Annotated in this window: 24 protein-coding genes, 2 pseudogenes and 2 riboswitches; of the genes and pseudogenes, 5 read left to right on the plus strand and 21 right to left on the minus strand. The window is 50.0% G+C overall.

Annotated features, from left to right (window positions below; all coding sequences use genetic code 11):
- Window positions 1-13: 13 nt before the first annotated feature.
- Window positions 14-367, plus strand: a complete 354-nt coding sequence (locus tag ACIHKT_RS03560; protein ID WP_157658919.1) for a helix-hairpin-helix domain-containing protein — start codon at window positions 14-16, stop codon at window positions 365-367.
- A 267-nt stretch (window positions 368-634) separates the two neighbouring features.
- On the opposite strand, the gene ACIHKT_RS03565 is transcribed toward ACIHKT_RS03560, so the two are convergent.
- The 14 genes from ACIHKT_RS03565 to ACIHKT_RS03630 all read right to left on the minus strand — a co-directional run bounded on the left by ACIHKT_RS03565 (window position 635) and on the right by ACIHKT_RS03630 (window position 13,611).
- Window positions 635-2,263: a recombinase family protein gene (locus ACIHKT_RS03565; RefSeq protein ID WP_086035578.1), complete on the minus strand. Its 1,629-nt coding sequence runs from the start codon at window positions 2,261-2,263 to the stop codon at window positions 635-637.
- Window positions 2,264-2,454: 191 nt separating this feature from the next.
- Window positions 2,455-2,610: a hypothetical protein gene (locus tag ACIHKT_RS03570; protein WP_157658920.1), complete on the minus strand. Its 156-nt coding sequence runs from the start codon at window positions 2,608-2,610 to the stop codon at window positions 2,455-2,457.
- Window positions 2,611-2,621: 11 nt separating this feature from the next.
- Window positions 2,622-3,008: a recombinase family protein gene (locus ACIHKT_RS03575; protein WP_086035579.1), complete on the minus strand. Its 387-nt coding sequence runs from the start codon at window positions 3,006-3,008 to the stop codon at window positions 2,622-2,624.
- Between the two features lie 560 nt (window positions 3,009-3,568).
- Window positions 3,569-4,018, minus strand: coding sequence for a sigma-70 family RNA polymerase sigma factor (locus tag ACIHKT_RS03580; protein WP_086035580.1), 450 nt, complete (start codon window positions 4,016-4,018; stop codon window positions 3,569-3,571).
- A 409-nt stretch (window positions 4,019-4,427) separates the two neighbouring features.
- Window positions 4,428-4,519: riboswitch (cyclic di-GMP riboswitch) on the minus strand.
- 449 nt (window positions 4,520-4,968) lie between these two features.
- Entirely contained in the window at window positions 4,969-6,717 is a 1,749-nt protein-coding gene (arsA, locus tag ACIHKT_RS03585) for an arsenical pump-driving ATPase (RefSeq protein WP_086035582.1), read from the minus strand.
- A 142-nt stretch (window positions 6,718-6,859) separates the two neighbouring features.
- Window positions 6,860-7,252: an arsenite efflux transporter metallochaperone ArsD gene (arsD, locus tag ACIHKT_RS03590; RefSeq protein ID WP_086035583.1), complete on the minus strand. Its 393-nt coding sequence runs from the start codon at window positions 7,250-7,252 to the stop codon at window positions 6,860-6,862.
- A 23-nt stretch (window positions 7,253-7,275) separates the two neighbouring features.
- Window positions 7,276-8,352 carry an ACR3 family arsenite efflux transporter gene (gene arsB / locus ACIHKT_RS03595; RefSeq protein WP_086035584.1) on the minus strand — a complete coding sequence of 359 codons (1,077 nt, stop codon included), beginning with the start codon at window positions 8,350-8,352 and terminating at the stop codon, window positions 7,276-7,278.
- 36 nt (window positions 8,353-8,388) lie between these two features.
- The gene (locus ACIHKT_RS03600) at window positions 8,389-8,751 is read right to left on the minus strand and encodes a metalloregulator ArsR/SmtB family transcription factor (protein WP_086035585.1); all 363 of its coding nucleotides are present in this window, start codon (window positions 8,749-8,751) and stop codon (window positions 8,389-8,391) included.
- A 122-nt stretch (window positions 8,752-8,873) separates the two neighbouring features.
- Window positions 8,874-10,517, minus strand: a complete 1,644-nt coding sequence (locus tag ACIHKT_RS03605; RefSeq protein ID WP_086035586.1) for an FAD-dependent oxidoreductase — start codon at window positions 10,515-10,517, stop codon at window positions 8,874-8,876.
- On the minus strand, window positions 10,505-10,834 hold the full coding sequence (locus ACIHKT_RS03610) for a metalloregulator ArsR/SmtB family transcription factor (RefSeq protein WP_086035587.1): 330 nt from the start codon (window positions 10,832-10,834) through the stop codon (window positions 10,505-10,507). Before ACIHKT_RS03610 ends, ACIHKT_RS03605 begins: the two co-directional genes overlap by 13 nt.
- Before the next feature lie 179 nt (window positions 10,835-11,013).
- A complete protein-coding gene (locus tag ACIHKT_RS03615) occupies window positions 11,014-11,472 on the minus strand; it encodes a C-GCAxxG-C-C family protein (protein WP_086035588.1) in 459 nt (152 codons plus the stop codon).
- A gap of 338 nt (window positions 11,473-11,810) precedes the next feature.
- The gene (locus ACIHKT_RS03620; RefSeq protein ID WP_174403165.1) at window positions 11,811-12,305 is read right to left on the minus strand and encodes a GNAT family N-acetyltransferase; all 495 of its coding nucleotides are present in this window, start codon (window positions 12,303-12,305) and stop codon (window positions 11,811-11,813) included.
- A gap of 14 nt (window positions 12,306-12,319) precedes the next feature.
- Window positions 12,320-13,129, minus strand: a complete 810-nt coding sequence (gene arsM, locus ACIHKT_RS03625; protein ID WP_174403166.1) for an arsenite methyltransferase — start codon at window positions 13,127-13,129, stop codon at window positions 12,320-12,322.
- Window positions 13,130-13,170: 41 nt separating this feature from the next.
- Window positions 13,171-13,611, minus strand: a complete 441-nt coding sequence (locus ACIHKT_RS03630) for a MarR family winged helix-turn-helix transcriptional regulator (protein WP_066648712.1) — start codon at window positions 13,609-13,611, stop codon at window positions 13,171-13,173.
- A gap of 123 nt (window positions 13,612-13,734) precedes the next feature.
- Between ACIHKT_RS03630 and ACIHKT_RS03635 the strand changes: the two genes are divergently transcribed.
- A complete protein-coding gene (locus ACIHKT_RS03635; protein WP_274379849.1) occupies window positions 13,735-14,034 on the plus strand; it encodes a MerR family transcriptional regulator in 300 nt (99 codons plus the stop codon).
- Between the two features lie 175 nt (window positions 14,035-14,209).
- On the opposite strand, the gene ACIHKT_RS03640 is transcribed toward ACIHKT_RS03635, so the two are convergent.
- From ACIHKT_RS03640 to ACIHKT_RS03650, 3 genes are all read right to left on the minus strand, one after another.
- Entirely contained in the window at window positions 14,210-14,968 is a 759-nt protein-coding gene (locus tag ACIHKT_RS03640) for an ABC transporter permease (protein ID WP_086035592.1), read from the minus strand.
- Window positions 14,965-15,621, minus strand: coding sequence for an ATP-binding cassette domain-containing protein (locus ACIHKT_RS03645; protein ID WP_086035593.1), 657 nt, complete (start codon window positions 15,619-15,621; stop codon window positions 14,965-14,967). The genes ACIHKT_RS03640 and ACIHKT_RS03645 overlap by 4 nt, the downstream gene beginning before the upstream one ends.
- A 75-nt stretch (window positions 15,622-15,696) precedes the next feature.
- Window positions 15,697-16,839 carry an MFS transporter gene (locus ACIHKT_RS03650; RefSeq protein WP_236849655.1) on the minus strand — a complete coding sequence of 381 codons (1,143 nt, stop codon included), beginning with the start codon at window positions 16,837-16,839 and terminating at the stop codon, window positions 15,697-15,699.
- A gap of 375 nt (window positions 16,840-17,214) precedes the next feature.
- On the opposite strand from ACIHKT_RS03650, the gene ACIHKT_RS03655 reads away from it, so the two are divergent.
- The 3 genes from ACIHKT_RS03655 (at window position 17,215) to ACIHKT_RS03665 (ending at window position 21,298) form a co-directional block, all read left to right on the plus strand.
- The gene (locus ACIHKT_RS03655) at window positions 17,215-17,688 is read left to right on the plus strand and encodes a helix-turn-helix domain-containing protein (RefSeq protein WP_086035595.1); all 474 of its coding nucleotides are present in this window, start codon (window positions 17,215-17,217) and stop codon (window positions 17,686-17,688) included.
- Window positions 17,689-17,839: 151 nt separating this feature from the next.
- Window positions 17,840-18,451 carry a DedA family protein gene (locus ACIHKT_RS03660; protein ID WP_086035596.1) on the plus strand — a complete coding sequence of 204 codons (612 nt, stop codon included), beginning with the start codon at window positions 17,840-17,842 and terminating at the stop codon, window positions 18,449-18,451.
- Between the two features lie 123 nt (window positions 18,452-18,574).
- Window positions 18,575-18,663: riboswitch (NiCo riboswitch) on the plus strand.
- A 106-nt stretch (window positions 18,664-18,769) separates the two neighbouring features.
- Window positions 18,770-21,298, plus strand: a complete 2,529-nt coding sequence (locus ACIHKT_RS03665) for a cation-translocating P-type ATPase (protein ID WP_174403167.1) — start codon at window positions 18,770-18,772, stop codon at window positions 21,296-21,298.
- Between the two features lie 80 nt (window positions 21,299-21,378).
- Here the strand turns inward: ACIHKT_RS03665 and ACIHKT_RS03670 are convergent, their stop codons facing one another.
- From ACIHKT_RS03670 to ACIHKT_RS03685, 4 genes and pseudogenes are all read right to left on the minus strand, one after another.
- Entirely contained in the window at window positions 21,379-21,891 is a 513-nt protein-coding gene (locus tag ACIHKT_RS03670) for a ferritin-like domain-containing protein (RefSeq protein WP_086035598.1), read from the minus strand.
- Window positions 21,892-22,005: 114 nt separating this feature from the next.
- Window positions 22,006-22,134: pseudogene (locus tag ACIHKT_RS03675) on the minus strand (cupin domain-containing protein); the annotation flags it as partial.
- A gap of 250 nt (window positions 22,135-22,384) precedes the next feature.
- Window positions 22,385-22,651: pseudogene (locus ACIHKT_RS03680) on the minus strand (transposase); the annotation flags it as partial.
- Between the two features lie 34 nt (window positions 22,652-22,685).
- On the minus strand, window positions 22,686-23,066 hold the full coding sequence (locus tag ACIHKT_RS03685; RefSeq protein WP_066648661.1) for a metalloregulator ArsR/SmtB family transcription factor: 381 nt from the start codon (window positions 23,064-23,066) through the stop codon (window positions 22,686-22,688).
- Window positions 23,067-23,092 lie beyond the last annotated feature (26 nt).

Here is a 23,092-nt window from a genome sequence, read left to right on the forward strand (position 1 = left end):
GAGGTGGATGGCTGTGGATGAAGAGAAAGTGCATATTCGCATTCTTATTGGTATTGCGGCGGTGCTGCTGGCTCTGTGTATAGGATATACAGTTTTTTATGAGCCGCCCATCAGTGACCCGGCGGCAGTTATTGCGACGGATTCTGCCATTTCATCTGCAGCAAGTGGAAGTTACAGCAAAATCCACCTTAATACCGCAACAGCGGCGCAGCTGAAAAATTTGAAAGGCGTTGGTAACGCACTTGCCGGCCGGATTATTCAATATCGGAAGGAACATGGTGGATTCCATTCTGTGGAAGAGCTGAAACAAGTCAAAGGCATTGGTGATAAGCTGTATGTACAGATAAAAGACCAGCTGGTACTGTAAATCAAAACGGAGCAGGACTTTCCGGCATTTTGTGCCGTTAGGTTCTGCTCTGTTTTGTGTTAATAACAATAAAAAAGCCGCATTAAAACCCACGAATGGATTCTCCTGCGGCAACCTTTTTGGTGGAGCATAGCGGGCTCGAACCGCTGACCTCCACACTGCCAGTGTGGCGCTCTCCCGAAGTATCGGGTGTGCACCACCACAAAACCCAACCCGCATATGTGGATATTTACTCAGCTGCAGAGAGTTTATTGAAGCTGCAGTAATTTACGACGCCACCGCAGGGTGCGGTTCTTCATCGCCGCTGATGCTGTCAAGACCATTCAGAAATTGCTGCACATTCAGGTTCAGCTCGATGTCCAGTTTATAGCCTTTGAATACGTTGACTCTCTTGATGATGTAGTTCGCGATCATCTTCTTGACTTCCATATCGCTGCCATCGAAAATTTCCGACCATGTGCGGATGCGGGAAAGCTCAGATTTCATTTCAGTTACCCTTGCATTGCCGCGTTCCAACTCAGCTGTTAATGAAGTCAACCGTTCACTGGTGGCAATCACCTTATCGCGGCACTCATTTACAACCTCTGACAATACATCTTTGGGCATATCGCTCGTGCCAAGAACAACCTTTACCATTTCAGCTTTCATGGATTCGTACTCGGTGGTAGCCTTGCTGTTCTCGGCCTTAGCCCGTTTAACCTCGGCTCGTAATTCCGCCATCCGGCGATCCTCCGTGCTTCCAAGAATCATGATGTCGGAAGCCGAATTCATGCGGTCAAAAATCTGATGCAGGATCTGAACCACCGCATCGTCAAGGATGTGCATAGTATAGCCTGTTTGTCCATCGCAGTCAAGACGGCGCCTCGTTTTGTTATAGCAGATATAACGAATGCGCTTGACACCCTTTTTTTCACCGTTTGCAAGCCTGACTACTTTGCCGTTGGTGGTTAGGACCAGGCGCCCGCCGCAATGTCCACAGAATACATTTCCGGACAGAAGCGATTGACCTGCGGTGTTTAGCGGAACCGTTCTTTCGTTTTTCTTCTCATTTACCCGCTCAGTCATAAGCCTTTGCGCTAAATCAAAAGTAGAGGGATCAACGATTTGAAGTTTCTCGAACGGCTCTGAGAAAGTGGTGCCGCTCCGGAGGACGCCCTTGTATATCACGTTGTGCAGAATCGCGCCTACCGATGCGTCATGCCAATTGGTTCCCTTGCGAGTCTTGATTCCCTTATCGTTCAGGAACATGGCAAGCCGCCAGCGTCCGTAACCTGCCGATACGCATAAATTAAACATCATGCGTACTACTTCGGCTTCTTCCTCGTCAATGACCAATTTGTAGACTTCATGCTTGCGCTTGTTGATGATGCCGCTTTTCTCGAGACAATAACCATATGGAGCAGTGCCGCCGCGGAAGCGTCCCTCCTGAACCATCTGTCCAAGAGCAGTTCTGGTTCTGATGGAGGTTTTCTGACTTTCGCCGTCAGCCTGCCAAAAGCGGATATAGTTTGTCAAGCGGTCGGTGTGGGACTCAAACCGCTGCTCTCCTTCATTGACGCTCCATACTCTGACACCCTTTTTTACAAACCATTCCACTACAAAGGGAGTTTCATCGGCTTTCCTGCCGAGCCTGTCGAACATAAAAACCAGAAGGATATCAAATTTGCCTTGCTCTGCATGTTCTCTTATGAGCTGGATTTTGTCACGCTGAGCGGCACTGACTTTATAGCCGGAAACACCGTCTTCCTGTTCTTCATGAACAATGGTCCAGCCCATGCGGTCTGCAAATTCATGGCAGGCTTTGCGCTGCATGGGAATGTCGGCCTGATTCTGTTCATCATGGTCTACCTGCTTTGCGGTAGATACTCTGTATAAACAATAAACTCTTTCAGCCATTTTGTATCCGTCCTCTCATATCGTTGGTGTTTTGTGTGAGAGACCGGACACTTGATTTTATTCAATTGTCAAGGAGCAGTTGGCTTTTTGCCAACGCCATTATCTCACACAAAGCAGGAAAAAGCTATACAAATAGCTGATTTTTCGCATATTGACATTAGAAAAAACCGCCTTTAAATTGTGCTTTGCGTTTATGCTGTCCTAACTACATAAGCATTTATCAAAGCCTTTTTTATGAAATCAGCCGCTTCTTTGTTCGGCTCCGCAGAAAAAAGCAATGTGACAGGTAGTCCATTTACTTGGATTCTTATAGTCTCAGCCCTTCTATCCGGCTGCTTTGCCTTCATAGTGAAGCCTCCTATTCCATGCCCATGGTGAGCTCATGGATTGCATTGATATCTCTGAACAATCTGATTTCTCCTTCCAGCGGTGAATAGAGCTTTATGCCCGACTGCTCCAGCTTCCGGAGAAAATCCAGCGTTTGTGCCGAATCTCTCCCGAGGTGGCTTAGTTGTTTTACTAATAAGACATCCATCCTGTCTTGTTCAGCGGCACGTTCGACTGCAATCAGGCCGGGGCGATTATATTTCAGGCCGCTTCCCAAATCCTCGGAACAGCCAACAATGATGAATCCCAGCTGATCCGCATAGTCATAGAGCTCTTTTTTCTGACCTTTCAGCATGCCGTGGGCATCCTCCGGCGCGTCAATGCGGCAGTACAGCCACGCTCTTTTTTTCAGTCCCATTATAATAAAAACCTCCTGTTCCTAAATAATGTGGTTTGACCTCACAAGGGCGCGGCAGGACGCAATTGTCCTGCCGTGTAGTTTCTAAGGTCAAACGATTTGCTTGTTCTTCATTTCAATTTAGTGCTTCTATTCGGCACTGTTTCCCGAAGCGAGGGCGGCAACATAAATGGTTTGCCGGTTAAGCAAACACCATAGGGATTTCACCTCTCCGTGGTTCTCACCGAGCCGCCCCCATTGCGTGATCCCGCTTTCAAGCGGGGCTGTGGCTGGACGGAAGTAGCGTTGGCACTGTCCGTTTCATTGCGAAACAACCCACCACGGGCTGCTTTATAACCGGGCTTTGCCGCTCGTCGCCTTCGATGCCATCGGTTTGACGGATGTCTGTCACCCATCCGCAGGTAGTCTTGGCGCGCCCGTCAATGTCGCTGCCGCTCATCACGGCCGGACAGATCATGTATTTATGCTGCCGGATATGAAATTTTCAAAGAGCAATGAGGGAAGAGTAAAACCCCCTCACTTATTTCCACGTTGAGCGAGGGGGTTGAGCGGAAAAGTTTTCACTTTTCCATAAGTTTTTTTAATTTCGCCAGGACTTTTGCCTTTCTATCGTGAATTGTCCGCTGCGCGATCCCGGTTTCTCTGGATAGCTGGCGCTCGCTCTTATCCATAAAAAAGAGAGCCGTGATCAACTCCTGTTCTTCCGGGGCGAGATGTTTGAGGCAGGCCAGCATTTTCCCGATCAGCACCGTCTTGATCGCGGCATCCTCAACACTTTCAATCTCGGTGACAAACTGTCTGTTTTCCTCCAGAAGCCGCTCGTAGGAGTCCTCCCGGCTTGGAATGTATGTAACGGTCCCACTGCCATAATCAATCCTGCACCGTTCGACTTTGATGTCGTACTGCTGGTATTCCATCAGGCGGTCGCTTTTCTCCAGAACCCCGATAATTTCTTTGCTTACATCGGAATATTTATCCCGGTAATTTGTTTTTCTCCGATACTTTGCCATAAGCTTGTCCTCCATTTCGTGATTGTTGAAATTCGGAAATGAAGAACAAGCGGAGGGGATCGGCAATGTCGATTCGACACGCTTCTACAAAAAGAAAAGAGCTTAAAATCGAAACTGTTCTTTAGCGGTCGAGGCGGGGCTTTTGTTGTCGAAAATAAAAAATCAGCACTTTGCCCGGGACGGCAAAGTGCTGATTTTTGAATATATTCAGTTAATGGAGGCGAGTGTGTACGGGATTCGCCGTCTTTATTTCAACCTCCGGAAAAGGAAGAAGTAAAGAATACTCATGGATTCCCCTTTCACCAAGGGACATAGCAGAGCCATGAATGATCTATGTTCAAATTATCCGTCAGAAGCTATAAAAACGATGAAAGCCTGCCCGTAAAAGGGCAAGCTTTCAAGTGTGACTTCCGGCAGCCAGGCTGTCATAGCGCACTTTTACGCACTTTAGACCCTATGGCTTTGCGTCCTCATCGTTAAATGGGTTTGCCCTTGGTTTGACTATTTTGTTTTTAACTTTTTTCGGTTTGCATTTCTTCGGATTTTTGGCAACCAACACAAACCAGCCGTTTTCCATATGATAAGCACATGTGTGGACTTACAAGGGGTGGGAGATGACCGGCAAGCAATGCATCGTGGGACCCACGATGCCCATTCCCCAATTTTTCGCTTCCGCGAAAACCGGGAAATTGCTTGTTGGTGGCAGCGCCCCCAATCCCCTTTAAATGCACAATAAATTGTGCGGCTGCGCGTCCCTCGGACGCTAAAAGGGTCCAGTTCATCTTTTACTGTTCCTCTTCTTTTTTCGGTGATAAGATATACCAGATCATTTAGAAAAGGGATGAAGGGGAATGTCGATAGAAACGCAGGTAGCCTGTTTCAACTCTTGTCGAAATAGGACCCTGCGTAAAAACATTTTTTACCAAGATTATAAAGCGGCTTACCAGTATTTACAGCTTCAGCAACTCGTCACCTTTTATCTCATTTGCTTTCCAGCCAATAACAGCAAAATTTCCTTTTGAATGGCCCGAAACCTTGTTGATCCATTCAATTTCGTTGTTTACCTTCGCGGAAAGGACACGGTTTGTTGTACCGGTCCGGTAAAAGGAAGAGTTGATGACCCACCATTTCGCTTCTATGCCGGCGCGCCTTAAATCTTCCTCAAGGCGCAGTGCTTCATAGACAGGTGTATCCTCGGCCAAAGTTACGATGACGACCTCGGTTTCGTTAGGGTCGCGGAGGCGGGGCAGAAGTTTTTTTGCGGATTCGGGGATTTCGCCTTGGGAGCGTTTGATCTCCTGATTGTAGCTTTGTGTGGAATCCAGCAGCAAAAGGGTATGTCCTGTCGGAGCGGTGTCAATCACCACAGTCCGGTCTTCCGCTTTTTCCACAATCTCGGCAAAGGCCCGGAAAACCGCGATTTCCTGCGTGCAGGGGGAACGCAGATCCTCCTGAATATAGGCGACATCATCAGCGGACAGGGTCTTTCTCGCTTTGGAAAGCACTTCGTCCTGATATTTTTTCAGTTCGGCGCGCTCGTCGATACGGCTCATGGTGATGCCGCTGGATTCGTCGATCACGGATTCCAGATGCCCTGCCGGATCCGTGGTGGCCAGATGGACCTTCCTGCCTCTTTTTGAAAGGCCCAGGGCGATTGCGGCCGCAACGGTGGTTTTCCCGACGCCGCCCTTTCCCATGGTGAAGATGACTTTTTTATCGGCGCAGTACAGGTCGTTGATGACATCCTGAAGGCATGGAATCGTTTTGGCCTTGATTTTTTCGCTGCGGGTCTGACTGCAGGCCTGATACCGGTCCCGGGTCAGAAAAGCCCTGACATTGTCAATTCCGGTGATGTTATAAGCCCGGAGCGGAATCCGGTATGCGGCCAGTTTTTTCAAGCCTTGCGGGATGTCATGAAGCGCATCCTGCTGTTTCCGATACAGGCTTTCGGAAACGCTGTCATCATAGGAAGTCAGCACACCGTTGATCACCAGTGCCTGATTTTTGATTCCGATCTCCGCCAGTTCTCTGGATGCCCGTTCCGCTTCTTTCAAAGGCGCTTCTTCCGGACGTGAAACAAGAATCAGCGTCGTCAGCTTTCCATCGGACAGTGTTTCAACGGCTTTTTTGTAAACTGCTTTTTTACTTTCCAATCCCGAAAGCTGACCTAAACAGGAAGCCCCGTGTGTGTTTTCGCTGATGAAATTACTCCACGCAGACGGCAGTTGCAACATCCGGAGGGTATGCCCTGTCGGGGCGGTATCGAACAGGATATGGTCATATTCTTTCTGCATCGTTTCGTCCGTGATGAACTTTGAAAACTCGTTGAACGCGGCAATCTCCACCGTACACGAACCGGAGAGCTGTTCCTCCATATTTCTGATTACAACATCGGGCAGCTTGCCGCGATAAGGACCGATGACACTTTCTCTGTATTCCGCCGCCGCCTGGACAGGGTCGAGGTTGCAAACGATCAGATTGGGCACCCCCCGAATCACCACACCCTTGTTCGTAAGTTCGGTATGAAAAACATCCTGCAAATTTGAGGCGGGGTCCGTGCTGATTAAAAGGACCTTTTTTCCGCTATCCGCAAGGGTAACGGCCGTAGCACACGCCGTCGATGTTTTTCCAACTCCACCTTTTCCCGTGTAAAATAGATATTTTGTCAATCTGATCGATTGTGGATTAAAATTCTCCATGATGATAACCTCCAATTTTCGATAAAAAGAAGGAGCATTCTCGTCCCTTGTGAAAAATTCACAACATTAATTTGGGAAGATATGCTCCTATCATCTTGTTAGAAGTGCCAAATCTCTTTCTCAGCAGAAAGTATGAACCAAATCAGCAGCACTTTCCTCCCGAGCAACCGCATCCGCCCGACCTTCTCGGAGTGACCTTGACAGTCTTCGGCTTTCCGCCGAACAGAGTTTCCGGAACGCCGAGCAGGTTGGCAAACTCTTCATTGGTCGGATACCGGCCTGCAATCACGATTTCTCCATCCAAAACAGTGACGGGCAGCCCATCAACGCCCTTTGTGTTGATAAAGTGGTTGACTGCCTTATCGTTTACAAACTGCTGCGGAGCGTTGGACAAATTGAACCGTTCAACATTGATCCCGTTTTTCTTGAGCGTGTTCAGCACGGTGGAAACCCTGAGCAGTTCGGGGTCGACCCCAACTCCGCAAAGGCCGGTTGAGCAGCACATAGCGGGTTCAAAGATTTGCATTTTTTTCATATCAAACATCTCCTAAAATAAAATTAGTTGTGAACGGCAGGTTTAGAATGCCAGCCTTTGTAATACCAGTCTTTGGTTTTCGTAATGATTCTGACAAGCATCAGCATCACAGGGACTTCCGTAAGGACGCCGACGGTGCAAGCCAGCACGACTGGCGAGTTTGGGCCGAACAGCGAGATTGCTACCGCGACTGAAAGTTCAAAGAAGTCGGAAGCGGCAATCAGGGATGCCGGCGCCGCTATATTGTGCGGCTGTTTTGTCCATTTGCACAGCAAATAGGTAAACGTAGAGGAGATAAGATTCTGGAGGATCAGCGGTACGGCAATCATCAGAACATAAAGCGGTTTTTCCAAGAGAATGTTGCCTTGGAATGAAAAAATGATGATTAAAGTCAGCAGCAGGCCCAGCGTCGTTACATTGTCAAACTTGGAAACGAATTTTTCATTGAAAGCCGTTTCTCCCATTTTTTTGATCATTGTAACTCGTGTAACAGCGCCGCCGACCAAGGGGACCACGACGAAAAGCACGACTGAGAAAACAAGGGTATTCCAGGGGATCTGAACGTTGTTTACGCCGAGCAGGAAAGAAACCAGTGGGACAAACAGAACAAGAATCAGCAGATCATTGACCGAAACCTGTACAAGGGTGTGCGCCGGGTCGCCTTTGGCGAGATTGCTCCAGACAAACACCATCGCAGTGCAGGGAGCCGTCCCCAACAGGACCGCGCCTGTAACAAAATTTTGCGCCAGGGCGGCGGGGATAAAGGCGCTGAATACGATTTTAAGAAAGAGAGTCGCCAGCCCCAGCATCAGGAATGGTTTGATCGCCCAACTGCTCCCGCTCGATATGAGGATACCGAGGGGATGCTTTCCCACGTTTTTGATGGATTGGAAATTGATCTTCAGCATCATGGGATAAATCATGATCCAGATCAGAATCGCGATCGGAATATTCTGTTGCGCGTACTGAAGTTTTTCCAGAAATGCAGGAATTACCGGCAGAAATTTACTGATCAGAATGCCCGCCGCCATACAGAGAAGCACCCAAACTGTCAGATATTTCTCAAAGAAACCAATGCCTTGTGTTTTTTCATCACTCATCAATCATTGCCCCCAAATTAGCGTAAATATTTGGACTCACAGTTTTTTAAGCCCTTGTTGTGGAGTGATACAATCACATAGATTTTGACTATCATACTTTTTATATGCCTCCTGATCGGCCTGATAGGTCGGAAGTTCTTTTAAGCCGTCCTGGAGATAGCCCAAAAGTTTAGCATTTTCCTGCTTAAATTGGTCATTGATCCGATAATAAGTCCATTGCGCTTTTTTAAAGCTGTCGAGAATGCCGCACTGTTTCAACGCCGTGAGATGTCTGGACGCGTTCGACTGCGACAGGTTTAGCACCGCTTCGATCTCACAGACGCACATTTCACCTTCCAAAAGAAGGGATAGGATTCTGAGTCTGTTTTCTTCCGACAGGGCCCTAAAAATTTCAACCATTCATTTCACCTTCTTTGCGTACCTACGATGGTTTCTGTAACCGGCGATTATATTATTGAATGCTCATATACGCATATTATATGTTCTCGTTGACCATTTGTTACAAGAACAAAATAACCGATTTATTTCTCTGAATGTATTTTGCAGTAATGCTTATATCCTCCCGAGAGGTTATATACTTTTTGAAATCCGTCGTTGATCAGGATGTTCTGCGCCGCGTTTCCGGTCACGCCCTTATTGCAGTAGGTAACCGTGATAACGTCCCGATCCAGCGCCTCAGCCGTGGCTCTTACTTGGGCATGGGGGACACTTTTCGCGGTTTCGATATGTCCCTGTTCATATTGCGCGGCAGCTCTGGCGTCGATCAACGTATAGGGTTTCCCAGACTGCATCAGGGTATCGAGCTCCTGCGCCGTGATCAGCGATCTGCCTCTGTGAATGGCGTTGTCCAGGATCATGCCGGTGTACATCACCGAATCCTTTGTGGTGGAAAACGGCGGGGCATAGGCCAGATCGAGATGGAAAAGGTCTTCCGCCTTCGCCTTGAAGGTAATCGCTGTCACAAACACGTCGATTCTCTTGTCCACGCCCTCATATCCGACAATCTGCGCACCCAGGAGCCTGCCGCTCACGCGGTCGGCGATTCCCTTGATGACCATTTCCCGGCCGCCCATGTATTCCGGCCTGTTGGGCTTGATGTTGTGGCAAACCTGGACTTGATAACCCAAAGCAAGCGCCTCATGTTCGGAAAGGCCGGTCTGCGCTACCGTCATATCAAATATTTTGAAGATTCCGGTACCGAGGATGCCTCTGAATTCCAGATCACCGCCCGTCATGCTGTCACCTGCGATTCTGCCGGTCTTGTTGGCCGTAGAACCCAGCGGCCGGTAAACTGGTTTCCCCGTCACCGCATGAAACTGCTCGATACAGTCGCCGCAGGCATAGATGTCCGGCTGGCTGGTTTGCATCTTTGTGTTCACACGGATCGCACCGGAAACGCCAAGCTCAATCTCCGCCGCTTTGGCCAATGCCGTGTTGGGGCGGACCCCAGCGGAGATCAGAACCAGATCCGCAGGAATCTCTTTGCCATCCGATAGGATGACACCGCTTTCCGTGATCTCCGTAATAGAAACGCCTGTCAGGACAGGGACGCCGTTCTTTTCGATATAGTCCTGCACATAGACCGCCATGTCGCTGTCGAGCCCCGGTGTTACTTGCGGCAGCTTTTCCAGCAGAATCACTTCCAAGCCGAGCTTTTTCAGATTTTCACAGACTTCCAGTCCGATGAAGCCCGTCCCGATGATCGCCGCACGCTTCGGGCTGTTTCCGTCGATATAAGCCTTGATGCGGTTCATGTCGTTGATATTGCGCAAGGTAAAGACGTGCCGTCCGTCCACGCCCTTGATCGGCGGAACAAACGCCTGCGCGCCGGTTGCGATCACCAGCTTGTCATACGAATCGGGAAACACCTCTCCGGTCGTAAGGTTTTTGACTTTCAGAACCTTTCGATCGGGGTCAATCGAGAGAACTTCATGGCGGGTTAAAATATCCACATTGTATTTGCTTTTGAAAAACGCGGGATCGCGTGGGGTGAGTTCATCTGCGTTTCCGACTTCGCCGCCGATGTAATAGGGCATACCACAGCCGGAATAAGAAATAAAGCTGTCCTTGTCATAGACGACGATTTCGGCGCTTTCGCTGTTCCTTCTTGCTTTTGCCGCTGCGGAAGTTCCGGCGGCAACTGCACCTATGATTATGATTCGCATTTTCCTGCCTCCTCGACATTATTACAGATACAATCCCGATGTTCCGATGTGATTCCGTCCCAGAAATTTTTTATGGCAGTAACTTTTTTGTCGTTGATCGTATACCTCATCCAGGCTCCTTCGCGCCTGCCGTTCACAAGGCCGCAATCCGTCAGGATTTTCATGTGGTAGGAAAGGGTAGGCTGCGTGATCTTGAAGGATTCCAGAATGTCACAGGCGCACATTTCGCCGCAGGAAAGCATCTCGACGATCTTCAGCCGCGTTTCGTCGGACAGCGCCTTAAACACCGGGGCATATTCCGCGTGGGAATATCTCATTTTCTGTACGCCTCCCAGTTCTGCATTAAGATAGACATGCATCGATTTCATTCAAATTCATCTATATTATATACTTATATCGATGAATGTCAATATGTCGGAGAAAAAATTTTATAAAATAGAACCCAAGGCGGCAAGCTGTTTCTGCAGCCTTGGGTTTAATTTAGTTCAGTTCCAAGTTACCCATTGCTTTTTACTGGTGCTGACTTACTTTCCCTCTCTAAAATATCAGTTAATATTTCTACAGCACCTCTGACATATTGCTCACAGAGCTGATGATGCTCCGGTTCTCCCCATTTTACTGATCTCGTCAGCACACGGCAGCAGGTAGCTTTATATCTTTTTTTAAACTCATTATGCAATTCCTGAGTTAAGGAAAACACCTCATCTACATTGCCTTCTGTACTTGTTCTGCCTTTCACGGCGCTTAAAACCATCACTGCACCTGTCAGCGAGCCGCAGCAGCATTTCGACGCACCTAAACCTGCGCCAAATCCGGTTGCCATTTTTATGGCAGTGTCATTCAATCCCAGGCCAAGCTCCTTATTAAAAACCTGAAGAATTGCTTCCGAACAATAGAGCCCATTTCTGAATAGATCAACGGCTTGGGTGGCCAACACTTCTTTTTGTAATGTCATTGCTATTGCTCCCCTCTACCCCTCTAAATTAAAGTAATCAGATATGTAATATACAGTATAAAGTCAATATTCAATATCTTTAAATCGAAAAATCGAATTTATAAATATTTTTAGAACTGGTAAATGCCTGACAAGAAAAGGAGCTTCACGAATTTTGTTCGTGAAGCCGCCTTCTGACTAATTCGACGATTTCGGAAATCTCCTGCTCCAGCATTCCATCCGGCAATATTCCTCATAATCGGAGTTGCTTTCCCTTGGAGTTACCGCGACGATGATCAGTAAAGTTATGAAAAGAAGAACCATTTTATGCCACTGCTTTCTACTTGAAATAGATTGATTCAGCCAACAGCTTTGCTTCTGCGCTCCATTAAAACGACGTCATGCCATTTTTCATTTGACATCTGTCCTAATCTTTCTCTGAAGCCAAGCTCCCGAAACTCGCATTTCTGATGTAATTCTCGGCTGTGGGTATTTTCTTTGATGATTCCGGCTTGCAAAGACCAGAAACCTTCTTTTTCCGACTGCTGAATTAAATTTTTCAGGAGTTTAGTTCCTATGCCCTGATGTTTATATTCCGGATCGATGTATACGCTGACTTCGGCTACTCCCGCATAGACACATCTGCTGGAGGTTGGGGATAAAGCTGCCCATCCCAAAATCACATCATTGAATCGTGCAACAAAACGGCAGGATTTCAGATGGCTTTGATCCCACTCCTTCCAGCTTGGAACGTCTCTTTGGAAAGTTGCGATCCCGGTTTTGATGCCTGCCGAATAGATGGTAGAAACCTGAGGCCAGTCGGCCGGTTCCATCTTCTCAATCGTAAAGTCCATTTCAAAGCCTTTCTCTATTTATATGCCTTTACATGTGCGCCCGCAAAAGCACCGTCCAAGGCATCTTCGTTTAGGTGGGAGTAAATCTCACCAAGTTCCTTTTCTTCCGCAATATTTCGGATGATTTCTTTTGTATAGATATTGACAGGCGTAATTTCTACGTTTGTAAAGCCGACTTTTTTCAGAATTCGTTCATATTCTGCGACGCTCAATGCCCCGGAAATGCAGCCGACCCACATTTGGACGCTTTTGCGAATCTCATCCGGAACGGCTTTCAGTTCAACAATATCAGCAATCGCAAGTCTGCCGCCCTTTTTCAAAACCCGATAAGCCTCTCTCAGAGCGACTTCCTTGTTCTCAGTCAGGTTGATTACACAGTTCGATGTAACAACGTCAACAGATTCGTCTGGCAGTGGAATATTCTCAATGTATCCTTTAATAAATTCAACATTTTTCGCGCCGATCTTCTCCTTGTTGCGATTCGCCAGTTCCAGCATTTTGTCGGTCATATCCAATCCATAGGCTTTGCCTGTTTCGCCCACAAATTTTGCGGAAATCAGCACGTCTATCCCGCCGCCGCTGCCCAAATCCAGCACCGTTTCACCCTTTTGCAGGTTTGCAAGGGCAACCGGATTCGCGCAGCCCAACGAGGCCCGGATCGCTTCTTCCGGCAATCCGGCAACATATTCTACGGAATACAGATCATTCGATATATCACCGCAGCAAGACCCACCACCGCAACAGGAACTTTTTGCGGTTTCAGACACTTTTTTTGCAATATCGCCGTAATGCTCCTTGATTTCTTCCCGAATGTTCTTCGACATAAAGATAGCCTCCTTAAAATTAGCAATAAAATCATTTCCGATTAACAGCATTTGTTGCGTTGCGCCGCGTCCGCCAGGAGCTTCAAGCTTTCCAGCACCTGACTTCTTTTATCCTCTGGAATGGAACCGAATATCCCTTTGTAGTAGCTCTCCATGCTTTTTTCAATATTCCGGAATACATCTTTGCCCTTTTCTGTCAACTGAATTGTAACATATCTCCTGTTTTCAGCATCCAGTTCCCGCACCGCTAAATCCGCTTCCACAAGGTTATTGACAGTCCGGCTCATGGTACTTTTGTCCACGCCCAATAAGTCGGCAAGGTCCACCAGTGATATTTTTTCTTTCCGGCCAATTTCGACAATGGCGTGACATTGCGTGATCGTAACGCCGCAGCAAGAGGCATCGCCTTTTTCCAGGATGCCTAAGTTCCTTACAAGCACCCGGATCAGCTCTCTCAGGATTGCGCTCCCTTGGTCAATCATTTCATCACCTCGTGCATATTCTATCATACAACAGTTGTATATTGCAATAGTTAAATAAAAATATTTGCCTACGTTGGGGGTAGGGAGTGGGAGCCAGCTTGCTACCTCTGCCGGCAAAAGACTATCTGCGGCGGCGTCCGGCGTTTTTCGGAAGAAGACCTGGAGTGGCTTGGTCTGGTTTTTTGCCTGAAAAACACCGGAATGCCAATCAAAAAGATCAGGGAATTCGTCGATCTGAGCCGCAGGGCGGAGCAGACTCTGCCTCAGCGCTGCGAAATTCTAATGGCACATAAAAGGGATGTGGAAGGTCGCATCGCCTCCATGAAAAAGCAATTGGCCAAAGTGAACCAGAAAATTCAATGTTTCAGTTCCCAGTCCAAGGCTTTCTGTGTCAGCGGTAAAACCCAAAGGCCGTTGGTTTAAATTCTGCCTCCGCAACCAAACAGAAGGGGCTGTTGCAAAATAGCCCCTTTTCCTATGTCCGGGGCAAAGGCGAAAAATTGCTTTTTGCCCCATACCCGGCAAAAAGCGGCCCTTTTGCGGCGATTCTGCCCCACACGCTGGAGCAGTCCGCGAGGGGCCGTTTATTTTAAAAGCGCTACAGCAGTTGCTTTCTCTCATTGAAGAAGGTCCGGTAAGAGAGAAAGCAGGCCATAAATGAGGAAATCGCCGTCGTAGACAGCAGCATGAAGGTTACCATGATCTGGTACCGGATTGCCATGAGCGGGGATATGCCGGCAAGGATCAGCCCCGTCATCATGCCGGGAAGGGAGACGATGCCCAGCGTCTTCGTGGAGTCGATGGTGGGAACCATCCCCGTGCGGATCGAGTCCCGGAGGATATCCATCGAAGCCGGAAGAAGATCCGCGCCCAGTGAAAGCTTGATTTCCACCTCGTTCCTCCGGCTTTTGAAATCGCCTGTGAGCTGCCGGTAGCACAGGCCGATGGCGACCATGGCGTTGCTGATGATCATGCCGCTGATCGGAATGATCTGGTTCGCCTCGTACCGCACCGCGCCGGAGAGCACCAGAACGGAAAGCGTGGCGCCTGCGCCGACCAAAATGGAAAGGAAAGAAATCAGAATTCCGTTTTTGATCCCTTTTCCCCGCTTGGCCGCGTTCAAGGCCGCGTTGAAGGTCATGAAGAGCACAATCAGCGTCGTGACGGCCGGGTTGCGGAGTCCAAAGATAAATTGAAGGACATATCCCACCGCAAAGAGCTGGATGACCGCCCGGATCACGCTGATGAGGGTCTCTTTTTCCAGCCTGAGTTTCTGAAAATAGGAAAACAGCAGGGAAACGAGAACTAACGAAGACGCCATCAGAAGAGAGGCGTCGCTGATATTCGCACCGTTCATTTGATTTCCTCCAGGGATTGAATTCGGCCGTTTTCCAGAGTCAGCAGCCGGTCGGCGTATTTCCGGCTCTGGGCGGCGTTGTGGGTGACCCACAGGACCGTGACGCCCTTCCGGTTCAGCCGCAGGATTTCTTTTTCGATCAGCTCCGTGTTCTCGGCGTCGAGCGCGGAGGTCACTTCGTCCAGCAGTAATATTTCCGGCTCGAAAAGCAGGGTGCGGATCAGGGAGATCCGCTGTTTTTCCCCTCCCGACAGCCCTTTGACCTCATGCGAGAGGTAGCTTTCGTCCAGATGGAAGCGGGCGAACAGCGAAACGATCTTTTCCCGGTCGATCTTCCGGTCCCTGACGCGGTAGGGGAACGCGACGTTGTCTTCCACCGTATTCCCCCAGAGGATCGGTTCCTGAAAGCAATAGCTGATTTTTTTCCGCAGTCCGATCGGGTCTTCCTGAAGCATATCCTTTCCATGGAAGAAGATTTTTCCTTCCGTCGGGCTGATCAGATGGCAGCACAGCCGTAAAAAGGTACTCTTCCCGCTTCCGGAAGGGCCGACGATGGAGACAAAGTCGCCGGCTGAAAACTGTGCCGAAACGCCTTTGAGAATCTCTTTTCCGCCCTGCCGGTAGGAAACATCCCGGAATGTGAGCTGTTCCAATGCTTTCACCTCAAGATCAAGATTTTCCGCGGCCGCGGCGGCCGCTTTTTCTGAAGATTTCCTCCTGTTCCGGCTTCAATCCGGACGGTCCGCCGCTTTCCGCCCTTTCCCGGAGCGGAGGATGACGGCGATCAGCAGCGCGGAGACGATGCCCAGAACGCCGCCGATCATGGAGGAGAGCAGGAGGCCGAAGCCTTGCAGCATGCCGTAGATGCCGAGCACGGTCCCCTGATAGTCCGCCGGCGACGCTTCCGCGATCAACGCCCGTTCCGCTCCGCTGATAAAGGCGGTGTAAGCGCCGTAGGCGACAAACAGAATCAGCAGGGAAACCTTCGACGTCAGCAGGGCGAACCCCAGATAGACCAGGCCGTAGATCAGATAGCCGGGAATCAGGATTCTGCTTCTGCCGAACCGGTCCGACAGTCGGCCGGCCGGGATCGCCAGGATTGACGCGGAAACGCTGAAAATCAGATAGAGCAGCATCACCTCGGAGGTGGAAAACCCGCGCGACTGCGCCTTGAGCAGCAAAAAGACGTTGGACGAGTTGCCGAGGCAGAAAAGGAAGAGGACGGCAAAATACCATTTCAGCCTCGCGTCCAGCTTCAGGCCCCGCAAGGCCAGCCTCCGCCGGTTTGGGGCGGCTCCCTTTTCTTCCCGGATCAGCGGGATGATCGTCACGGCGACAACGCCCGGAATGACGGACCAGAGAAACGCCGCGCGATATTTCATTCCGAAGGCGATAAACAGGAAAGCGAAAAGGGCCCCGAGGGAGGACCCCGCCATATCGAGCATCTTATGTAGACCGTAGGAACCGCCCAGTTTTCCTTTTTCGCTCGACTGCGCCACCAGGGCGTCGCGCGGTGCGGTCCGGATCCCTTTGCCGGTGCGGTCGATCACCCGCGCCGCCAGCACGCCGCCCCACGAGCCGGCTATCAGAAGGACGAACTTATAGAGCACGGAAGCGGAATACCCGAGGAAAGCCAACCGTTTTTTATTTTGATACCGATCTCCGATGTAGCCGCTCGCCACTTTCAGAAGGGAAGCGACGCTTTCCGCAACGCCTTCGATCACGCCGACAATGGCCGGCGTCGCCCCGAGAACCGCCGTCAGGTAAAGAGGAATGATCGGGTAGATCATTTCCGTACTCATATCCATAAAAAAGCTGACCAGCCCGATCAGAAAAATGTTGGAAACCGCGGCTGTCCTTTTTTTCAACAAACGAACGCCTCCCCGTCTTTATGATGCTCTGTCAAAAAGCCGGCCGCGCCGGCGCGATCCGCCGTCATGCCGCCGTGAAAACAAAGAATTACAAATTTATCTTATGATAGCGCAAACATTGAATAAAGTCAACACAGAACGGAATATAATCATATGATAAGCGTACTTAGTGCCAATATCAATTACAATAGCGGAAAATTGAAAGAGCAAAGCCGACTTGTCCGCCGAAGATGCCGGAAAGGCGTTGGAAATAATCGAAAAGGCCGTCATAGTACTGTTAAATTCTTTTATAATGAATTTAATTTCCGTTCTGCTTGCCATTTTAAATTGGAAGTATTATAATATTTCCGCAGACGGTTCAGGAGGAGGAACAACATGGACAACGACATCTTAAATCTGAGTCAGGCATCGGAATTTTTGGGGATCAGCGAGAAGACGCTGATCAAGCTGCTCCGGGAGGAGCACATCCCCGCCCGGAAAATCGGCCGCGAATGGCGCTTCAGCCGGGAAGCGCTGGTCCGCTGGCTCGCCGCCGGGGATTCGACGAACTATATCAACCAAAACGAGCGGTACATGGTTTCCGAGGACACGCCCGGCAGGTCCCCCGACCTGCTCGACGGCATCGGAAGCAGGCTGGACTTTCTGCGAAAAAACGGAAACCGGATCCAGGCGCTGCTGCCGGAGCTCGGCAGGGACGTCACGATCCCGCGGGAAGCCACTCTGCGCGTCAGCTACAAGCAGCAGCGGGAGATCGAAAAGCTGGAGTTCAAAATTTTCTGGAGCCTGCGCGAGGAATGCAAACTGGAAGCAAATCAGAAATTCAAAGCGATTCCTCAAAAGAAAGATTGATAATACACCCGCCCGAGCTGCGCAAATAGCTGTCCTGCCGCGACTGCGCCGGCGCCGGCGCCGGCGCCGCCGTATTCCCGCCGGCCGATTCTCTTTGAAACGGCAGACAAACAAAGAGTAAAAACCCGGATTTTTGAAAAGGGAGTCAAAAATGCAGGAATGGGTCATCAATATCATGAATCAGTATGGATACGTGGGGATAGCACTGCTGATTGCAATCGAGAACCTGTTTCCTCCCATTCCTTCCGAGCTGATCCTGACTTTCGGCGGCTTCATGACCACTTACACCAGCATGAACATCTGGATCGTAGCCTTGTCCGCCACCATCGGGTCGGTGGCCGGGGCAATCGTCCTTTACGGTGTCGGACAGCTGCTTCCGGCCGAGAAAATGGACAGGTTCATCGGGAAATGGGGACATGTCCTCGGGCTGAAAAAAGGGGATGTGGAACGGGCGGATAACTGGTTTAATCGGCGCGGTGCCTCCACCGTCTTTTTTTGCCGGTTTATTCCATTAGTCCGAAGCCTCATCTCCATCCCCGCGGGGATGGCGCGGATGCGCAGAGGCAGGTTCCTTTTGTACACCACCCTCGGCTCCGCAATTTGGAATGTGGTTCTGGTGACTCTGGGCGCTTTTGCCGGAGCCGGGTGGGAACGCGTCAGCCAATCGATGAATCTCTATACCTACATTGCACTCACCGTGCTGGCCGTTGCCGTAGTCGGTTTTATCATTTGGCTTTCTAAAAAGAGGAAAAACAAACAATAGATTTTCCCTCAGGCGCCGCCGAAAAATTCATGGTGTGAATCTTATATTTTTGTTTTTAATCACTTGACGCTTGTAAACGAATATGATAGAATGTCTTTCATCTCTTTGCGCTGCATTTGATCTACAGTACAAACTGAGCAGGCGATAAACCCGAAATGGGTTTATGGGGCTGGGCCTTACGGCAACAGGGAATCGGAACCTGTGGGACAGTATGTTGTCCCACGGGTATTTTTATACCCTTTTGGGACTGCAGCTGGGTCTTTGCAATGCCATAGAGCTGTCGCATAAATGCTGAAATGCATGATGGAGGTAACTTTTATGACAGAACAAAAGAACACCGCAAATCCAACCGGCCTGACGACGGCAGAAGCCGAGGAGCGTCAAAAACAGTTCGGCAGAAACGAATTGATTCCTAAAAAGAAGAAGAATCTTTTTCGGGAGATTTTAAAAGCCTTGTCGGAACCCATGTTTCTGCTGCTTATCGTGACGGCGGTCATCTATTTTCTGCTGGGTGAGCCGCGCGACGGAGCGGTTATGCTGATTTTTGTGTTGGGCATGATCAGCATCGATGTGGTTCAGGGCTGGAAAACCGACAAGACCCTGAACGCCTTAAAAGATCTCGCGGCGCCGCGCATTACGGTGCTGCGGGACGGAGCGGAGCGGCGGATCGACAGCGCCGATCTTGTCCCGGGAGATATCATGCTGATTGCCGAAGGCGACAAGATCCCGGCGGACGGGGAGATCCTTCAGGCGAATGATCTGTGCGTCGACGAGTCGTCCATGACGGGCGAAGCGGAAGGCGTTTGGAAGGTCGCGCTCGGGACCGCCGATACAGACGGCGGGCACTGGCGGCGCGATTTCTGCTACGCGGGGACGCTTGTGACGCAGGGGAGCGCGCTGGTCCGCGTGAAGCGAATCGGAAAAGCCACCGAGTTCGGAAAAATCGGCGTGAATGTCGCCGGCGCGCCGGAAGCCCCGTCGCCGCTTCAGAGGCAGACCCGCGGGCTCGTGAAGCTCTGCGCGGCCATCGCGGCGGTCCTGTTCGTATTGGTAGGCTGTTTCACCTGGCTGAATATCCCGGACCACCAATTTACCGACAGACTGATTGAAAGCATCCTTTCCGGCGTCACGCTCGCCATGGCCATGATCCCGGAAGAGTTCCCGGTTATTTTAACAGTCTTCCTTTCCATGGGCGCATGGCGGCTTGCAAAAAGGCATTCGCTTATGCGCAGGCTGGCTTCTGTGGAAACGCTCGGCGCCGTGTCGGTTCTTTGCGTGGATAAGACCGGCACCATTACGACGAACCGGATGACCGTATGCGAAACGTGGGCGAACGAAGGCAAAGAGCGGGACCTCTGCGCGGTTATGGGGATGGCCTGTGAACCGGACGCATATGACCCTATGGAAAAGGCCATGATTTCGTATTGTGAAGGCAGGGGCCTGTCCAGGGATTTCCTGTTCGGCGGCAGGCTGATTCGGGAATATTCCTTCACTCATGAGGCAAAAATGATGGGCCATGTCTGGCGGCGCGGCAATGAAATCCTGATCGCCGCGAAAGGCTCGCCGGAAAAGATCCTCGCTTTATGTAATCTCAATTCGGACGAACGGGACAAAGCGCAGGAAAAAGCCGCCGGTATGGCGGCACGCGGGCTCCGCGTGATCGCGGTTGGCAGAATGGAAGTTGGAACAGCGGGCGAAGTTCCCGCTTCTTTGGCTCAGTGCCGCCTTCAGTTCTGCGGATTGGTTGGCCTTGCGGATCCTCCGAGGGAATCCGTAAAAGCGGATATCCTCCGCTGCAGGAAGGCAGGCGTCCGCGTTGTGATGATTACCGGCGACAACGGCATCACGGCAGGCGCGATCGCGAAGCAGATCGGCATGCCATGCGGGGAATCCGTCACTGGCGACGAGATCGACCGGATGACGGATGAGAAACTTCAGAAACGTGTCCGTTCCGTCAGCATTTTTTCCCGCGTCGTCCCGGAGCATAAGATGCGCATCGTGAAGGCTTTCAAGGCAAACGGCGAGATCGTGGCAATGACGGGCGACGGGGTCAACGACGCCCCCGCGCTCAAATATGCCGATATCGGCATCGCGATGGGAAAGCGCGGTTCGGAGGTGTCCCGCGAAGCCGCCGATCTCATCCTGCTTGACGATAATTTTTCGACGATTGTGGATACCATCAGGGACGGCAGGCGGATTTACGACAACATCAAAAAAGCGGTCGGATATGTGTTCACGATTCACATTCCAATCGCGTTTTCCTGTCTGCTGGCCCCTCTTCTGAAAGTAAATCCGGCGAACCTTATGTTACTGCCCGTCCATGTCGTCCTTTTGGAACTGATTATCGACCCGACCTGCTCCATCATTTTTGAACGACAGCCCGCGGAACAGAATGTGATGGAACGCGATCCCCGTGATCCGAAAGAAAAACTGATGAGAGCGAAAGGTCTCTTCAGAAGCATTCTGCAGGGGCTGACGGTTTTTGCCTCTTCTTTTGGAACCTATTATACGGTTCTTATGGCGGATCCGGCCGTAAACGCTCCGGTTGCCCGTGCGATGGGCCTTTCCATTATTTTTCTAAGCAATATACTTTTGGTTCTGGTCAACAGTTCCCAAACGAATTTTGCATTCCAGTCATTCCACCGTCTGATCAAAGACAAGGTGATGTGGGCGGCCTTTGCGGGAACCATTTTCATGCTTGTCCTGCTCTTATACACTCCGCTTTCAGCCTTTGTGAAGCTGGCTCCGCTGACCGGACCGGAAGCGATCGCCGTAATCGTAATGTCGGCGGCGTCGGTACTTTGGGTCGAAATCGTAAAACTTGTAAAACATCTGAGAAAGAAGTAACAGGAAAATCAGAACGGCCGTGACATCTCCAATGGATTTCACGGCCGTTCAAGTTTGCCGGTTCCCTGAAATGCCCGGAATCAGACCAATTCATCATACGGATCGACGTCATATTTCAGCAACAGTCTGGTAAGATGCTCCGCGTGGCCTTTTTCGTCGTCAATCACGGCCTGCAAGGTGGTGCGGATATCCCGATATGGATATTTTGGAAGCTGCGCTTCATACAGAATCACGGCCTCGAGTTCTCCCTTGATATCGTCCCGGATATCGTTCAGAATGGCCGCACCGCCGGACTGGGAATGGGAGAGCGACACCGGTGTTTGGGGCCCGGGGTTGTCGCCCTTATGAGCTAAAAACTGTTTATACTGCTCCGGATCATATTTGCGGAGCAGCTTCAGCACCCAGCCGTAATGCTGCTTTTCGTCGAGCATAATACTGTGCCAGGCATCGTTTATTTCAGGAATGTCCGAGTTGGCAATGTGGGTTTGGTAACCGTTAATCGCGATGATTTCACTGATCAGGATTTCCCTGAGTTTATCCGTAAACTTCTGTGCCGCGCCCTGCGGCTGTCCGTTCGGATGCGTATAGCTCATGATAATCCTCCGCCTTTCATATAAATCTGCCTTCAGCCGCTGAGAGGCCCTCCCTTTTCGCTTCAAAATTGGACAGGCAGGAATAGCGTACAGTAGGCTGTTCCTGCCTTAGTTCACACGAATGCTCATCAGCGTAAGCTGCAGATGATTCCCTGTCCATAAAGCGGTACGGAAGGTATCGTTTTGCTCCGTAACCGCTTCAATATTCACTACGATTGGTATGGGGCCATAGTCTCTTAATTCTTCATCAGGCATATCTTCCGATCCTCTCCCGTTGATTTTAACCCATTATATGAATGGTCTGCCGGAAAAGTGCTTTTCAAAACGATATGGGTTTCGAGCGTTGTTCCATGTTATTGCCGCGCGATTGGCTCAGTTCGCTTCAATGCTGGAATCCACTTGGATTGCAGTAACTTTCCCGCCCGAAACTTCGACCGTCACCGTCGTTGTGCCTCCCCGAAATCCGGCGCCAAGTCCATGATAAGTACCGTCCTTATACCGCCCCGACAACTGAGCGGAAAGTGTATGGACATAAAAGAAAGCACAGCATCCGGCCGGCAAAATATACGGCCAGTTGGGCGTGGATCACGCTCCAGTCCTGCCGCCTGCCGGTCAATTTTTTCGTGATGTCCATCATGGCCAGATATAGCATCTTGAGCAGGCTGTCATCCGTCGGAAAGACCGATTTCGCCTTCGTCACCTTTCAGAGCTGCCGGTTGAAGCCTTCAATAACGTTGGTGGTGTAGATCAGCCGGCGCACCCCCGCCTCATTTCAGCTAAACTTACCTGTATCATTATTTTTTGATATGCGTTATGCATAGATCAAACATCATTTTAATGTGTGCATCATTCAGTGAATAATAAGCGATTTTCCCGTCACGCCTGTATTTAATTAAGTGGGTTTGCCGTAACGATTTTAGATGATGCGAAATAGCAGGTTTCGACATATTCAGCAAAGCTGAAATATCACACACGCACATTTCAGAAAGCATAAGCGCATTTATAATTTTTAGGCGTGTAGGATCGCTGAGTACTTTAAATATACCAGCCATATTATACAAAGTATCATCGTCAGTTATTTCTTTTTTCACTTTATCTAATATATCCTGATGAACAATAGTGATATCACACATTGCATTTTCTTGATCTGTCATGTTTTCCTGGTTTTCAGACATTATAGCCACCCTTTCATATAAACAAT

Origin of the sequence: Caproicibacterium sp. XB2 (assembly GCF_044880635.1) — a bacterium.
Lineage (GTDB): Bacteria > Bacillota > Clostridia > Oscillospirales > Acutalibacteraceae > Caproicibacterium > Caproicibacterium lactatifermentans.

Excerpts from the sequence above, each read along its gene's own strand:
- ACIHKT_RS03665 (WP_174403167.1), top strand. The coding sequence starts at position 18,770 with ATGACAGAACAAAAGAACACCGCAAATCCAACCGGCCTGACGACGGCA.
- arsB (WP_086035584.1), bottom strand. The coding sequence starts at position 8,352 with ATGAGTGATGAAAAAACACAAGGCATTGGTTTCTTTGAGAAATATCTG.
- ACIHKT_RS03620 (WP_174403165.1), bottom strand. The coding sequence starts at position 12,305 with ATGGACTTTACGATTGAGAAGATGGAACCGGCCGACTGGCCTCAGGTT.
- ACIHKT_RS03580 (WP_086035580.1), bottom strand. The coding sequence starts at position 4,018 with ATGGCAAAGTATCGGAGAAAAACAAATTACCGGGATAAATATTCCGAT.
- ACIHKT_RS03565 (WP_086035578.1), bottom strand. The coding sequence starts at position 2,263 with ATGGCTGAAAGAGTTTATTGTTTATACAGAGTATCTACCGCAAAGCAG.
- arsA (WP_086035582.1), bottom strand. The coding sequence starts at position 6,717 with ATGGAGAATTTTAATCCACAATCGATCAGATTGACAAAATATCTATTT.
- ACIHKT_RS03640 (WP_086035592.1), bottom strand. The coding sequence starts at position 14,968 with ATGAACGGTGCGAATATCAGCGACGCCTCTCTTCTGATGGCGTCTTCG.
- ACIHKT_RS03630 (WP_066648712.1), bottom strand. The coding sequence starts at position 13,611 with ATGATTGACCAAGGGAGCGCAATCCTGAGAGAGCTGATCCGGGTGCTT.
- ACIHKT_RS03685 (WP_066648661.1), bottom strand. The coding sequence starts at position 23,066 with ATGTCTGAAAACCAGGAAAACATGACAGATCAAGAAAATGCAATGTGT.
- ACIHKT_RS03615 (WP_086035588.1), bottom strand. The coding sequence starts at position 11,472 with ATGACATTACAAAAAGAAGTGTTGGCCACCCAAGCCGTTGATCTATTC.
- ACIHKT_RS03575 (WP_086035579.1), bottom strand. The coding sequence starts at position 3,008 with ATGGGACTGAAAAAAAGAGCGTGGCTGTACTGCCGCATTGACGCGCCG.
- ACIHKT_RS03605 (WP_086035586.1), bottom strand. The coding sequence starts at position 10,517 with ATGCGAATCATAATCATAGGTGCAGTTGCCGCCGGAACTTCCGCAGCG.
- ACIHKT_RS03655 (WP_086035595.1), top strand. The coding sequence starts at position 17,215 with ATGGACAACGACATCTTAAATCTGAGTCAGGCATCGGAATTTTTGGGG.
- arsD (WP_086035583.1), bottom strand. The coding sequence starts at position 7,252 with ATGAAAAAAATGCAAATCTTTGAACCCGCTATGTGCTGCTCAACCGGC.
- ACIHKT_RS03670 (WP_086035598.1), bottom strand. The coding sequence starts at position 21,891 with ATGAGCTATACGCATCCGAACGGACAGCCGCAGGGCGCGGCACAGAAG.
- ACIHKT_RS03600 (WP_086035585.1), bottom strand. The coding sequence starts at position 8,751 with ATGGTTGAAATTTTTAGGGCCCTGTCGGAAGAAAACAGACTCAGAATC.
- arsM (WP_174403166.1), bottom strand. The coding sequence starts at position 13,129 with ATGTCGAAGAACATTCGGGAAGAAATCAAGGAGCATTACGGCGATATT.
- ACIHKT_RS03570 (WP_157658920.1), bottom strand. The coding sequence starts at position 2,610 with ATGAAGGCAAAGCAGCCGGATAGAAGGGCTGAGACTATAAGAATCCAA.
- ACIHKT_RS03610 (WP_086035587.1), bottom strand. The coding sequence starts at position 10,834 with ATGAGATATTCCCACGCGGAATATGCCCCGGTGTTTAAGGCGCTGTCC.
- ACIHKT_RS03660 (WP_086035596.1), top strand. The coding sequence starts at position 17,840 with ATGCAGGAATGGGTCATCAATATCATGAATCAGTATGGATACGTGGGG.